The 13,402-nt window shown below is 70.1% G+C and carries 14 protein-coding genes; 6 read left to right on the top strand and 8 right to left on the bottom strand.

Annotated features, from left to right (window positions below):
- Positions 1-44: 44 nt before the first annotated feature.
- A complete protein-coding gene (locus ACI2LP_RS16205; RefSeq protein WP_404725155.1) occupies positions 45-656 on the bottom strand; it encodes an FMN-dependent NADH-azoreductase in 612 nt (203 codons plus the stop codon).
- 111 nt (positions 657-767) lie between these two features.
- Here ACI2LP_RS16205 and ACI2LP_RS16210 point away from each other — a divergent pair, with 111 nt between their 5' ends.
- From ACI2LP_RS16210 to ACI2LP_RS16225, 4 genes are all read left to right on the top strand, one after another.
- Positions 768-1,127, top strand: a complete 360-nt coding sequence (locus ACI2LP_RS16210) for a winged helix-turn-helix transcriptional regulator (protein ID WP_404725156.1) — start codon at positions 768-770, stop codon at positions 1,125-1,127.
- Positions 1,128-1,256: 129 nt separating this feature from the next.
- The gene (locus tag ACI2LP_RS16215; protein WP_404725157.1) at positions 1,257-2,768 is read left to right on the top strand and encodes a DUF2252 domain-containing protein; all 1,512 of its coding nucleotides are present in this window, start codon (positions 1,257-1,259) and stop codon (positions 2,766-2,768) included.
- Positions 2,769-2,801: 33 nt separating this feature from the next.
- A complete protein-coding gene (locus ACI2LP_RS16220) occupies positions 2,802-3,635 on the top strand; it encodes a J domain-containing protein (RefSeq protein ID WP_404725158.1) in 834 nt (277 codons plus the stop codon).
- 64 nt (positions 3,636-3,699) lie between these two features.
- On the top strand, positions 3,700-4,044 hold the full coding sequence (locus ACI2LP_RS16225) for a rhodanese-like domain-containing protein (protein ID WP_404725159.1): 345 nt from the start codon (positions 3,700-3,702) through the stop codon (positions 4,042-4,044).
- 22 nt (positions 4,045-4,066) lie between these two features.
- Here the strand turns inward: ACI2LP_RS16225 and ACI2LP_RS16230 are convergent, their stop codons facing one another.
- From ACI2LP_RS16230 to paaA, 6 genes are all read right to left on the bottom strand, one after another.
- Positions 4,067-5,224, bottom strand: a complete 1,158-nt coding sequence (locus ACI2LP_RS16230; RefSeq protein ID WP_404725393.1) for an acyl-CoA dehydrogenase family protein — start codon at positions 5,222-5,224, stop codon at positions 4,067-4,069.
- Between the two features lie 138 nt (positions 5,225-5,362).
- The gene (locus tag ACI2LP_RS16235) at positions 5,363-6,418 is read right to left on the bottom strand and encodes a 2Fe-2S iron-sulfur cluster-binding protein (RefSeq protein ID WP_404725160.1); all 1,056 of its coding nucleotides are present in this window, start codon (positions 6,416-6,418) and stop codon (positions 5,363-5,365) included.
- Positions 6,419-6,940 (bottom strand): 1,2-phenylacetyl-CoA epoxidase subunit PaaD, encoded by a 522-nt coding sequence (gene paaD, locus ACI2LP_RS16240; protein WP_404725161.1) that lies wholly within the window; start codon positions 6,938-6,940, stop codon positions 6,419-6,421.
- Positions 6,934-7,650, bottom strand: coding sequence for a 1,2-phenylacetyl-CoA epoxidase subunit PaaC (paaC, locus tag ACI2LP_RS16245; protein ID WP_404725162.1), 717 nt, complete (start codon positions 7,648-7,650; stop codon positions 6,934-6,936). The genes paaD and paaC overlap by 7 nt, the downstream gene beginning before the upstream one ends.
- On the bottom strand, positions 7,647-7,937 hold the full coding sequence (paaB, locus tag ACI2LP_RS16250; protein ID WP_360866943.1) for a 1,2-phenylacetyl-CoA epoxidase subunit PaaB: 291 nt from the start codon (positions 7,935-7,937) through the stop codon (positions 7,647-7,649). Before paaB ends, paaC begins: the two co-directional genes overlap by 4 nt.
- Positions 7,934-8,920, bottom strand: a complete 987-nt coding sequence (gene paaA, locus ACI2LP_RS16255) for a 1,2-phenylacetyl-CoA epoxidase subunit PaaA (RefSeq protein ID WP_404725163.1) — start codon at positions 8,918-8,920, stop codon at positions 7,934-7,936. The genes paaB and paaA overlap by 4 nt, the downstream gene beginning before the upstream one ends.
- A gap of 113 nt (positions 8,921-9,033) precedes the next feature.
- Between paaA and ACI2LP_RS16260 the strand changes: the two genes are divergently transcribed.
- Positions 9,034-10,008: a DUF5819 family protein gene (locus tag ACI2LP_RS16260; protein WP_404725164.1), complete on the top strand. Its 975-nt coding sequence runs from the start codon at positions 9,034-9,036 to the stop codon at positions 10,006-10,008.
- A complete protein-coding gene (locus ACI2LP_RS16265) occupies positions 10,005-11,495 on the top strand; it encodes an HTTM domain-containing protein (protein ID WP_404725165.1) in 1,491 nt (496 codons plus the stop codon). The genes ACI2LP_RS16260 and ACI2LP_RS16265 overlap by 4 nt, the downstream gene beginning before the upstream one ends.
- Positions 11,496-11,653: 158 nt before the next feature.
- Here the strand turns inward: ACI2LP_RS16265 and ACI2LP_RS16270 are convergent, their stop codons facing one another.
- A complete protein-coding gene (locus tag ACI2LP_RS16270; protein ID WP_404725166.1) occupies positions 11,654-13,399 on the bottom strand; it encodes a protein kinase in 1,746 nt (581 codons plus the stop codon).
- Positions 13,400-13,402: the final 3 nt, after the last annotated feature.

Raw genomic sequence — 13,402 nt, forward strand, 5'->3', positions numbered from 1 at the left:
GCAGAGGGTGCTGCCTCCGCGGGCGTTCGCAGGTTCGGAGGTCGTCAGGCCGCGAGGCGGGCGGCCAGTGCCTTGCCTTTCTCAGCGGCTTGGTCCAGCGCCTTCGTACGGGATGCGTCGGCGAGCGGAATCAGCTCCGCCATCTCCGGCTTGGAACGGGCCATTGTCAGCTCGGGGACGATGAAGTCGACCTCGGCGCCGAGCATGCCGACGAACACCTTTTCCAGATAGTTCTGGACGAACTCGAAGCCCTCGCGCGGGGTACCGGCGGCGTACGAGCCGCCGCGGCTGGCAACGACCGTGACAGGCGTGCCGGCCACCGGCCCGTCGGGACCCGTGTTGTGGCCGACGACGATCACCTGGTCCAGCCATGCCTTGAGGGTGGACGGGATCGTGAAGTTGTACATCGGTGCACCGATCAGAACGGCGTCCGCCGCTTCGAGTTCGGCGGTCAGCTCGGCGCGCAGTGCGTCCTCGATTCCGGCGGAGACGGCGGCGAAGTCCAGGTGGGGCAGCGGCGTGGCGGCGAGATCCCGGTAGACGACGGTGCCGTCGGGGTGCTGCTCCTGCCAGGCCTTGACGAAGGCGGCGGTGATGTCGCGAGAGGCCGAGCCCTGGGGGAAGACGGCGGAGTCGAGATGCAGCAGCGTGGCCATGAGGTTCTCCATGGAGGTGGTGACGAGGGACTAAAATTCCGTATGGACCTATGAATAGCATAGCTACTTATTTTTTGTAAGTCCATGATGGAGGCGCAGTACCCTGGAGCCATGGCGGAACCCCGGGAACACAGCGAAGAAGCGTGCAAGAGCGTCGACGGGGGCATCGCGCGTGTCTTCGAGCTGTTCGGCAAGCGCTGGACGGGGCCGATCGTCTTCGTACTGCTGCAGCGGGCGGTGCACTTCGCGGAGCTGCGGCGAGCCATCCCAGGCATCAGTGAGCGCATGCTCTCGGACCGGCTGACCGAGCTTGCGGCGGCGGGGCTCGTCGTGCGGGAGGTCGACGCGGGGCCGCCGCTGCGGGTCGCGTACCGGCTGACCGAAGCGGGCGCGGCGATGGAGCCCGCGCTCAAGGAGCTGGGGCTGTGGGCAGACAGGTACCTGGCCAAGGGGCGGTCGGGCGCCTGCTAGCGCGGGGATCTCCGCAGGCCGCGTAGTTGCGCAAGGTTATCCACAGGGGGAGACGGCTGTTGGGCGGCAGCGGTACGGTCGTTGGCAGTTGATGTTGAGGTTGTACGACGACGGGGGAGGCAGCGCGTTATGGGCGAGGCTCAGACAGTGGCGCCGGTGCAGCAGGCGGAGTTCGACGGCGCGGGGGCGCGCTCGGACGAGAGCTCAGCTTCCGGGAGTGGTGTGCGTATTCCAGTAGTGCCGGGCTTCGCGCGGCGCAAGGGCCGGGGGGCGGACGGCGCTGCGGGTGGCGCGCGATCGCCGAAGCAGGAGGGGAAGGCGCTGCGGGACCGGGTGCCGCGGTCCTCTCACGACTCGCTGGTGCTGGCAGTGGCGCGGCCCGACGCGGTCGAGGCCGTCGAGGAGTCCAGCCGCGGCCGGGTGCCCGGGCTGACGCCGATACGGGTGGGCAGGATGGCCGCCTCGCCCTTCGCCTTTCTGCGCGGCTCGGCCGCTCTGATGGCTCACGACCTGGTGGGCACCCCGGTCACCGGGGTGAGCGCGCAGATCTGCGGTGACGCGCACGCGGCGAACTTCGGTCTCTACGGCGATGCGCGCGGCCGCCTCGTCATCGACCTCAACGACTTCGACGAGACCGTTGTCGGCCCGTGGGAGTGGGATCTCAAGCGGCTCGCGGTCTCGCTGGTACTGGCGGGGCGCGTGGTGGGCGCGGACGAAACCATCTGCCGGGCGGCCGCGTTCGACGCCGTGGGCGCGTACCGGCGCACCATGCGTCTGCTGGCAAGGATGCCTGCGCTGGACGCATGGAACGCCATCGCCGACGAGGAACTCGTGTCCCACGCGGACGCGCGCGATCTGCTCGGCACGCTGGAGCGGGTGTCGGAGAAGGCCCGTAACAACACGAGTGCGCGATTCGCCGCCAAGGCGACGGAGGCGGTGTCCGACAGCGGTGAAGAGGGACGGCGCTTCGTGGATGCGCCGCCGGTGCTGCGGCGGGTGCCTGATGCGGAGGCGGCGGTCGTCGCCGCGTCGCTCGAGGAGTATCTGCGCACGGTGTCCGAGGACCGGCTGCCCCTGCTCGCGCGGTACGCGATCCACGATGTGGCGTTCCGGGTGGTCGGCACCGGGAGCGTCGGCACCCGGTCGTATGTGGTGCTGCTGCTCGACCACCGCGGAGATCCGCTGGTGCTGCAGGTGAAGGAGGCGCGTCCCTCGGCGTTGCTGCCCTATCTGCCGGCGGCCGGGTTTCCGACGGCGGAGGTGGGGCACGAGGGCCGCCGGGTGGTGCTCGGACAGAAGCGGATGCAGGTGGTCAGCGACATCCTGCTCGGCTGGACGACGGTCGACGGACGGCCGTTCCAGGTGCGGCAGTTCAGGAACCGCAAGGGCAGCGTGGACCCGGCTGCGCTGACACCCGACCAGCTCGACGACTACGGACGGATGACCGGCGCGCTGCTCGCCCGGGCGCATGCGCACAGCGCCGACCCACGGCTGATCGCCGGGTACTGCGGCAAGAACGAAGAGCTGGACGAGGCGGTGGCCGGCTTCGCCATGATCTACGCCGACCGCACGGAAGCGGATCACACGGAGCTGCTGATGGCGATCAAGAACGGGCGGATAGCCGCTGAGCTGGGGGTGTGACGGGGTGCTCCGCCGCGCCCGTAGGCTGGACGGGTGACCCAGGATGCCCCCGGGGGGCCGACGACCCGGAACCAGGAAGAGCAGGACGCGCAGACCCGGCCCGAGGCCCGGCTGGAGAAGGCGGTGCGCGCGGCCGAGCAGGCGCTGATCGAGTTCGAGATCGCGCTGGAGACGTTCCGGGTGGAGGTGGAGAACTTCTCCCGGCTGCACCACCAGAAGCTCGGCCCGATGTATGCGCGCCTGGACGAGCTGGACGCCCAGATCGCGGAGGCCCGGGCTGCCCGTACCGGCGACCCGGAGGATCTGCGTAAGGCCCAGGAGGCGCGGGCGATGGTGATGCCGATGCCCGGCGTCGAGGAGCTGTTCCACGACTGGATGGACTCCGACGGCCTCTCCCCCGAGGCCGCCGCGATGCTCAACGATCAGCCCGTGCAGGCGCCGAAGCGGGTGCGGCCGAGCGAGGAGGCACGCAAGCTCTACCGCGAGCTGGCACGCAAGGCGCATCCGGACCTGGCGCAGGACGAGACCGAGCGGGAACGGCGGGGCGAGTTCATCGCGCGGGTGAATGCCGCGTACGGGCTCGGCGACACGGGCCTGCTCCGGGAGCTGGCCGAGGAGTGGGAGGCCGGGCCGGTACCCGCCGAGCAGCGGCTCAGCGAGAGCGAAGAGCTCTACGCCCGGCTGGAGTGGCTCTCGCAGCGCAAGGAACTGCTCACGGCAGTGGCCAAGGAGCTGGAGGAGAGCGCGATCGGTGCGATGCTGCGAATGGCGCCCGAGGACCCGGACCGGCTGCTGGAGGAGATCGCCGAGCAGCTGCTTGCGCAGGTAGCCGAGCGTGAGAATGAACTGGCCGGACTGGTGCAGTAGTTTTCCTGAGGCATCCCGGGAAGTCGCAGACCCCTGCGGCGTAGGTACGAGAAAGGCATGACCCATGAATTTCGCCCCGCTGCCCTCGGTGGACCCCGCGGCGGTACCGGCCGACGGTCTGGTGCTGGACGTCCGGGAGGACGACGAGTGGGCGGCCGGGCATGTCAAGGGCGCTCTGCACGTTCCGATGAGTGACTTCGTGGCCCGTTTCGGTGAGGTGACCGAGGCGCTGGCCGACGGAGGCCGGGCGTATGTGATGTGCCGGGTCGGCGGGCGGTCCGCGCAGGTCACCCAGTATCTGGTGCAGCAGGGCATCGACGCGGTGAACATCGAAGGCGGCATGCTCGCCTGGGACGGCGCCGGGCGCCCCATGGTCACCGACGACGGCACCCCGGCTTTCGTCCTCTGAGGCTCTGCCGGCGCACTCCGACTCAGCCGAGGGGGTGGGCGGCCAGCAGGTCGCCCAGCGCCTCCTCATGGGCCGCGGCCGGGCCGAGCGAGAGCTCCAGCTGTTTGGCCCAGGCGTGATAGCGGTGCAGTGGGTAGTCGGTGTCCGCGCCGAAGCCGCCGTGCAGATGCTGGGCGGTCTGGACTACGCGGCGTACGCCCTCCGAGGCCCAGATCTTGGCCACCGCGACATCGCCGGACACCGGCAGCGGGCCGCCGACCCCCGCACTCCCTTGAGCCGGGCCCAGCCGCCAGGCCGCCTGCCAGAGGGTCGCTTCCATGGCGCGTAGATCGATATAGCGGTCGGCGGCCTGTACAGCGACGGCCTGGAAGGTCGCGACCGGGAAGCCGAACTGCTCTCGCTTTCCGGTGTATTCACTGGTCATCGCGAGCACGCCCTCGCCGAGCCCGAGCGCGAGCGCGCACGTTCCGGTGGCCAGCAGCTGGCGGAGCCACTCCCAGGCACCCTCGGCGTCGATCAGGTCCTGGCTGCCTATCCGTACGGAATCCAGACTGACCTCGGCGAAACGCTCGCCGCTGGTGGAGACCTGATCGGCGAGCGCGAGGCCGTCATGGTCCCTCGGGACCAGGGCGAGGACCCCGCGGCCGTCATCGGTGTGCGCGGGCACGGCGATGCGGTCCGCGTTCTGGGCCCAGGGCACGCCCGTCTGCACCCCGTCGAGCACCCAGCCGTCCTTGCGTTCGGCGTCCCGGCGGGCGGCGACGGCGAGTTCGGCGGGATCGTGGCCGGTGCGGCCGTTGGCTCCGACGGTGAGCACCAGTTCCCCGCGGCCGACCCGGGGGAGGATCTCGTGGCTCAACCGGGGGCTGCCGTAACGTTCCACGGCCATGGCGACCGCGCTGGTCTCCAGCAGCGGCACCCGGGCCAGGACCTTCGCTGACTCGCGCAGCACCAGACAGAGCGCGATGGGGTCGAGGCCTGCCCCGCCGTGCTGCGGGGGCAGGACCAGACTCAGCAGATCGGCCTGCGCCAACCTGGCCCACAGCGGCCGGTCGAACTCCTCGGCCACCGCGCCCGGAGTGAGAGCGGGGCTGGGCACTCCATCGGGCGCGACGCCAGAGAAGACCGCCCTTGCCGCTTCGACGGCCGCCTGCTGCTCCTCGGTGAAGGTGAAGTCCACTGCCTGTCCTCCCACGCACCGGCGCATCCTGAAGCGCTGCTCGAATCCGTATCCGATCCGTATCTGACGGACCGTCAAGATAGAACACGTTCTTGAAAAAGAACACAGTGCGGGAGGGAGCGAGCCCGTTCGGGGAGCTCAGCGGTCGAAGTCCAACTCCACTTCAGGGGTGGCCGGATGGGACTGGCAGGCCAGCACATAGCCCGCCTCGGTCTCTTCCTGCTCCAGCGCGAAGTTGCGGTCCATACGCACCTCGCCCGAGACCAGGAGTGCCCTGCACGTGCCGCAGACCCCGCCCTTGCAGGCGTACGGCGCGTCCGCGCGGCTCCGCAGCACCGTCTCCAGCAGCGACTCACCCTCCCGCACCGGCCACTTGCCGGACCGGCCGTCGAGGGTCGCGGTCAGTGCAGCGCGAGTCGGCGTGCTCACCGGAGCCGAGCTTGGGCCGGAGCCGTCGTCGACGTGGAAGATCTCCTCGTGGATACGGCTGCGGTCCACAGCGAGCCCGCGCAGCGCGCGCTCGGCGCCCTGGACCAGACCGAAGGGTCCGCACAGGAACCAGCCGTCCACGTCCGCCACCGGAAGCAGAGCCGGCAGCAGGCCCGTCAGCCGCTCCTGGTCCAGCCGCCCGGACGGCAGTCCCGACTGCTGCTCCTCCCGCGAGAGCACGGTGACCAGCTGAAAACGGTCCGGGTAGCGGTCCTTGAGGTCGGCAACCTCGTCCAGGAACATCGTCGAGGCCGCGGTGCGGTCGCTGCGTATCAGACAGAACCGGGCCTCCGGCTCCCGAGCCAGCAGCGTCGCCGCCATCGACAGCACCGGGGTGATGCCGCTGCCGCCGACGATCGCCGCGAAGTACCCAGGGCGAGGGGCGAGCAGGAAGCGGCCCATCGGAGGCATCACCTCGACGGTGTCGCCGACGGTCAGTTCCTTGAGCGCGTACGTCGAGAACTCGCCGCCGTCGACCAGCCGGATGCCCACGCGCAGCACGGGATCAGCGTTCGCCGGGGCGGCGGGGGCGCAGATCGAGTACGTACGGCGGATTTCCTCGCCGTCCACCAGCCGGCGCAGGGCCAGGTGCTGACCGGGGGTGTGGCGGAAGGTCTCGCGCAGCTCGGACGGCACCTGGAGGGTGACGGCCACCGAGTCGTCCGTGAGCTGTTCGACCTCGCTGACCCGGAGCGGATGGAACATCTACAACTCCTTGAAGTGGTCGAAGGGTTCACGGCAGCTGACGCAGCGGCGCAGTGCCTTGCAGGCGGTGGAGGAGAACCGGCTCAGCAGCTCGGTGTCGGTGGAGCCGCAGTGCGGGCAGCGCACCGAGAGGGAGAGCGGCACCGGCCCCTCCGCCGCGTGCGGGCGCGGCGGGGCTATCCCGAACTCGGAGAGCTTGCGTCGCCCTTCAGCGCTGATGTCGTCCGTCGACCAGGCCGGGGAGAGAACCCTGACGACGGAGACGTCCGGTATCCCGTGGTCGTGCAGCACCTGCTCGATGTCCGAGGTCATGGCCTCGATCGCCGGGCAGCCGGTGTACGTCGGGGTCAGCTTCACCTCGACCCTGCCGGGTCCGAGTATCTGCACCCCGCGCAGCACGCCGAGCTCTTCCAGCGTCAGCACCGGCAGCTCGGGGTCGGGCACCGAGCCCGCGAGCCTGCGCAGCTCCGCCTCGAGCCGGGTCTCGGTCCGATCGGTCCGATCGCTCACATCGGTCACCATGACGCCCCCGGGTGGCTGCGGTGCAGATGCTGCATCTCGGCCAGCATCCGCCCGAAGGACTCGGTGTGCAGACCCTGCCGGCCCGCGCCGGCGGCCCAACCGCCGGAGCGCGGTCCGGCGGGCACGGTCAGCGTCGAGCGCTCCAGGACGGCGGTGACGGACTCGAGCCAGCCCGCATGCAGCGCCTGCCAGTCGACGTCCAGCCCTTCGACCGGCTCGAACATCTCGCCGGTGAATCGCCACAGTGCGTCGACCGCCCGCTGCATCCGCTCATGGCTCTCGGCCGTGCCGTCGCCGAGCCGCTCGGTCCAGTGCTCGGCGTGGTCCTGGTGGTACGCGACCTCCTTGACCGCCTTCGCCGCGAGCCCGGCGAACTCACCGCCGCCGGCCGCCAACTGCCCGTACAGCAGCCGCTGGTAGACCGAGAAGTAGAGCTGGCGGGCGATGGTGTGCGCGAAGTCGCCGTTCGGCTGCTCGACCAGCTGGAGGTTGCGGAAGGCCCGCTCCTCGCGAAGGTACGCCAGCTCGTCCTCGTCCCCGACGAGGGAGAGCAGCACTCGCGCCTGGCCCAGCAGGTCCAGGGCGATATTCGCGAGGGCGACGTCCTCCTCCAGGACGGGCGCATGGCCCGCCCACTCCCCCAGCCGGTGCGAGAGCACCAGCGCGTCGTCGCCGAGGGCCAGTGCCGCGGCGTTCGCCGTGGTGGTCACAGGTGCTTCACCCCTTCCGGGATCTCGTAGAAGGTCGGGTGCCGGTAGGGCTTGTCGGCGGCCGGCTCGAAGAACGGGTCCTTCTCGTCGGGCGAGGACGCGGTGATCTCCGTTGAGGGCACCACCCAGATCGACACGCCCTCGTTCCGCCGGGTGTACAGATCGCGTGCGTTGCGCAGGGCCATCTCCGCGTCGGGGGCGTGCAGGCTCCCCGCGTGAGTGTGGGACAGCCCGCGGCGTGAGCGCACGAAGACCTCCCACAGCGGCCAGTCGGTCGAGCTGCTCATGCCGTCGCCTCCCCGGGCTTCGCGTGCTGCGGCGTGTGATGCGTCGCGTGTGTTTGATGCTTTTCGGCGTATGCCGCGGCCGCATCCCGGACCCAGGCGCCCTCTTCGTGGGCCTGGCGGCGCTGAGTGAGCCGTTGTTCGTTGCAGGGGCCGTTGCCCTTGAGGACCTCGTGGAACTCGGCCCAGTCGATCGCACCGAAGTCGTGGTGGCCCCGCTCCTCGTTCCACCGGATATCGGGGTCCGGGAGGGTGAGGCCAAGGGCCTCGGCCTGCGGGACGCAGATGTCCACGAAGCGCTGGCGCAGTTCGTCGTTGGAGTGCCGCTTGATCTTCCAGGCCATGGACTGGGCCGAATGGGCCGACTCGTCGTCCGGCGGGCCGAACATCATCAGCGACGGCCACCACCAGCGGTTCACCGCGTCCTGCGCCATGTCGTGCTGCGCGGGAGTCCCCTTGGAGAGCGTGAGCAGCAGCTCGTAACCCTGGCGCTGATGGAAGGACTCCTCCTTGCAGATCCGGACCATCGCGCGGGCATACGGGCCGTACGAGCAGCGGCAGAGCGGCACCTGGTTGGTGATCGCCGCGCCGTCCACCAGCCAGCCGATCGCGCCGACATCGGCCCAGGTCAGCGTGGGGTAGTTGAAGATCGAGGAGTACCGCTGGCGGCCGGCGTGGAGCTTGTCGAGCAGTTCCTCACGGCTTGTGCCCAGGGTCTCGGCGGCGCTGTACAGATACAGCCCGTGGCCCGCCTCGTCCTGGACCTTGGCCATCAGGATCGCCTTGCGTCGCAGCGAGGGCGCCCGGGTGATCCAGTTCGCCTCGGGCTGCATGCCGATGATTTCGGAGTGGGCGTGCTGCGCCATCTGGCGGACCAGCGTCGCCCTGTACGCGTCAGGCATCCAGTCGCGCGGCTCGATGCGCTCGTCGGCGGCCACGGCGGCGTCGAAAACCGCCTCGTACGTATCCGCAGTCACTGCCGTCATCCGGGCCCCCTACCGACCGATCGTTCGGTTCATTGGCTTCAATGGTGAGTCGACGGCCCGTAGGGTGTCAACCCTGTGGATAACTGAGGTGGACCGATGGGGATCGGGGCGGGATGGACTCCTACGAGGACGAGGACGTCAAAGGCGCCAGTAGCCTGAGCTCCGAGCCGCCGTCCGACGACGCCCCCGAGCAGCCTCCTGCAGCCCGGGGCGAGGTCCGGCCCCCAGCCCGGACCGAGTCCGTCCCCGCGTCCCGGACCGAGCCTCAGCCGGCGTTTGTACCGGTCTCGCAGGGCCCGAGTGTTCCGTCGGCCCAGGGGCCGGCCCAGGAGACGCAGGCAGCGGGCGGTCCACAGGCGCCGAGCGCCCCGCCCGCGCCGGGCACGCATGCCCCGCCCGCATCGCCCCCCGACGTCCCCGTTCCCCTGCGCGGCATCGCCGCTCTCTCCCTCCCCTACCAGGTGGCCGCCGCTCTCTCCCTCGCTCTCGTCGGCGTATTCGCCTGTGTCCACCTGGCCATGGTGTTTCTGCACGTGGCGCCGTCCAACACGGTGACCAAGGAGCACGGCGAGGCGGTCGACGGCTGGGTCTATCCCGAGTTCGAGCAGAACTGGAAGCTCTTCGCCCCCAACCCGCTGCAGCAGAACGTCGCCGTGGAGGTGAAGGCCGAGTACGCGGCCGCCGACGGCAGCCACAAGAACACCGACTGGATCGATCTCACCGCCGAGGACGGCGAGGCGATCCGCGGCAATCTTCTGCCGAGCCATGTGGAACAGAACGAGCTCCGCCGGGCCTGGGACTTCTACGTGAACTCGCACGACAACGAAAACCGCGGGAACGGCCTGCGCGGCCAGCTTTCCGAGAGCTATGTGCGCCGCATCGTGATGCAGCGGCTGGACGCGCACGATCTTGGCGGCCCCGTCGAGCGCATCCGGCTCAGGTCCTCGACCCGCTCGGTCAAGGCTCCTGAGTGGAGCGACGAGAAGATCGACACCCGCGCCTCGTACCGGGTCCTGCCCTGGTGGACGGTCACCGCAGCCGATCTGCCCGGGGGAGTCCGCAACGGGCGGACGGAGGCCGGGCAGTGAACGCCACTCCCGACCGCACGGTCGCCAGGGCCGTCCAGCGCGTCACGTCCACCGCCCTCGGCCCCTACCAGAGCGCCGTCGTCCGGATCGGCTTCGCCGCCACCTGGCTGCTCTTCCTGCTGCGGGAGCTGCCCAACCGCCATGAAATGTATGGGCCCCACGGCCCATGGAGCTGGGAAATGGCGCGCCAGCTTATTTCGGGCAATGACGCCTTCACCGCGCTCATGTGGGTGGACAACACCGTCTGGTTCGAGATCGTCTACGCCGGCGCCATGCTGTCCAGCGCGTTGCTGATGCTCGGCTGGCGGACCCGCACCATGTCGGTGCTCTTCATGATCGGTGTGCTGTCTCTGCAGAATCGCTCGATATTCATGGGCGACGGCGGCGACAACGTCATCCATCTGATGGCCATCTATCTGGTCCTGACGCGCTGCGGGCAGGTCTGGTCCCTGGACGCACGGCGGCTCGCAGCGGCCGTGCCGGGCGGGCCGTCGGCTCCGGGCGGGCCGGTAGTTCCCGTGGGGCCGGTAATTCCTGCGAGTCCGAGTGGTCCGCCTCGTGACCGGGTCGGCCCCGCCCTCTGGGTGGTGCTGGGATTCGCTCTGTTCAGTGCGACATTCCTGAACCAGACCGGCTGGTTCGTACTGCTCCTGCTCTGGGTGCTCTGGGTGGCACAGGCGCTGTGGTGGATGGTGAACCGGTACGCCCCGCACGGCGAGCCCCGCGCCCTGCTGGACATTCTCGCCAACCTGGCGCACAACGCGGCGCTCTTCGTGATCATGGCCGAGGTCTGTCTGATCTACGCCACCGCCGGCTGGTACAAGATCCAGGGCTCGCGCTGGCAGGACGGCACCGCGCTCTACTACCCGCTCAAACTCGACTACTTCACGCCCTGGCCGGCGCTCTCCGACCTCCTCGCATCCGGTGGCGTGATGGTGATGATCCTTACCTACGGCACGGTGATCGTGCAGGTCGCCTTCCCGTTCACGCTCTTCAACCGGCGCGTCAAGAACGTCCTGCTGGGCGCCATGATGCTGGAGCACGCGGCCATCGCGGTGCTGCTCGGGCTGCCCTTCTTCTCACTCGCGATGATCGCCGCGGACGCGGTGTTCCTGCCGACCGCCTTTCTGGTCTGGCTCGGCACTCGGATGGCCCGGGGGCGGGACCGGCTGTTCTCGCGCGGAGACGCTGCCGGGCCGGAACAGCGGCGGGGCGACCCCGGACCAGCCCCGTACGCTCGTCGGGTGACCCGAGGTCGGCGTCGGGCCGCATCCGCTGCCGTGGGTGCCGGGCCAGGCTTTCAGGCTTGGTTCCAGCACCCGTTGGGCCTGTTCAGGGCCAGATCTGGCCGTAGAAGTGTCCACCCCATCAGTTCCACAACGTCCACATCCGCCCCCTCCAGGGGGATCATGCCAGCCACGGGGATGCGGCATCATCGGGCAGTCTCGGGGCCCTACGAGGGCGACCAGGCGGAGCGACTGCACTGAGCACGCGGCTACAGCACCGCAGTACCGCAACTGCAGCAACCGTCCCCGTCCAGCCAGCTGGTGCGGGCCGCCAAAGACCGCCTCTGAAGCGGTCCCGGGCCGTCGCGGGGCTACCACGGTGGCGGCTTGCGCCCCTGTACAGCGCTGGTTGGGAACGCCTAGCAGCGGGGCAGGGTGCCGCTCTCCTTGGTGAGTTTGGTGCTGTGGGCCCAGCCTTCGGTGTTCGTCCCATCGATACGGGCGTAGATCCACTTGTTGCCGTAGGCGTTGGTGATGTAGCAGTGGTAGTAGAGCTTCACACCGGTCTTGACCACGGTCACGTACTGGCATTCCGCGTACGGCCCGGTGTAGAGGTGGGACGTCTCGGCCAGGTAGCCGTAGCCGTCGCTGCGGTTCTCGTGGCCCCAGCCGGTGCAGGCCGTCGACACCGGGGTGGGCTCCTTCACCGTCGGGCTGGGCTTGGTCTCTGGGGAGGCCGACGGGCTCTCGGTCGGCTTGTCGCCTTCGACGCCGGGCTTCTTCGTGGGGCCCAGCTCCTCGTCCTCGTGACCGTCCGGCTCCTCCGAGGTCGACGGCTTCGAGGACGTGCCGGGAGAACCGGCGGACGACGGGGTGCTGCCCCCGGTCGGCCAGGGGCTGTCCGTGGGGGAGCCGACGCCGGGCGGCGTCGCCTGTGCGCCGTCCGTGGTCGTGCCGCCCTGTTGGGACGTCAGGGCGTAGGTGATGCCGGCGCCTGCGGCGAGGAGCGCGACGGCGGCCGCTGCAGCGACGACGGTGCGGTTGCTGCGGCGCCCTGCGCGACGGGCTGCCGTCCGGCTCGTCTCGGGAGCGGGGACTCCGGCGTGGCCCGCGACCGGCGCGCCGTGCTGCGGCAGCGGCGGCAGGTCGGGCTGCGCGTAGCCGGCGTGCGGAGGCTCAGGCTGCGGGGCGGGCTGGGGGAACAGCGGGGGACCGAACCCGGGGGCCGGTGCGGCGGCGGCCGCAGCCCCGGGACCCACCGTGGGAGCGGGTGTCGGCGTCGGAGCAGCGGATGAGAGGTGGACCGTCCCGCCGGAGGCGACGCGCTCTAGCATGCCGCGCGCCTGTTCCGCGGTGGGCCGGTTCTCCGGCTCCTTCGCCATCAGCGCCTGGAGCACCGGCGTGAGCGGTCCCGCCCGGCGGGGCTCCGGCAGGGGCTCGGTGACGATCGCCGAAAGGGTGGACCACGCGGACGTGCGGCGGAACGGCGAAGTGCCCTCCACGGCTGCGTAGAGCGTCATGCCGAGCGACCAGATGTCCGACGCGGGACCGGGCTCCCTGCCCTGCGCGCGCTCCGGCGGCAAATAGTCGAGGGAACCGACGAGTTGACCGCTCTGGGTCAGCTTGGACATGGCGTCGTCGCCGGAGGCTTCCATGCTGGCGATGCCGAAGTCGGTGAGCACGACCCTGCCGCCGTGCTCGATCAGCACGTTTCCCGGCTTGACGTCCCGGTGGAGTACGCCGGCCCGGTGCGCGGCGTCGAGCGCGTCCATCAGCTTGGCGCCGATCGCGGCGGCTTCGTGGGGCTCCAGTGTGCCGCGCTCCGTCAGCACGTCGTCGAGCGAGGGCCCGTCGACGAGTTCCATGACGATGACCGGGAGGCCCTGCTCCTCGGTCACGTCGTGCACGGTGACCACGCCGCTGTGCCGGATACGGGCGGCGGCCTGCGCCTCCCGCTGCATCCGGGTCCGCACGTCGGCCAGTTCGGCTGCGGAGGTGTCGGTGAAAGCCCGCAGGACCTTGACGGCGACCTCTCGGTTCAGGAGTTCGTCCACCGCCCGGGCGACCACTCCCATGCCGCCTCGCCCGATCATGGAGGTCACCCGGTAACGCCCGCCGAGTACCTTGCCCGTCAGCTCTCCGCCATGCGCTTCCCCCGCGGTCACCGC

It is taken from the genome of Streptomyces sp. NPDC019890 (assembly GCF_044903445.1).
GTDB lineage: Bacteria > Actinomycetota > Actinomycetes > Streptomycetales > Streptomycetaceae > Streptomyces.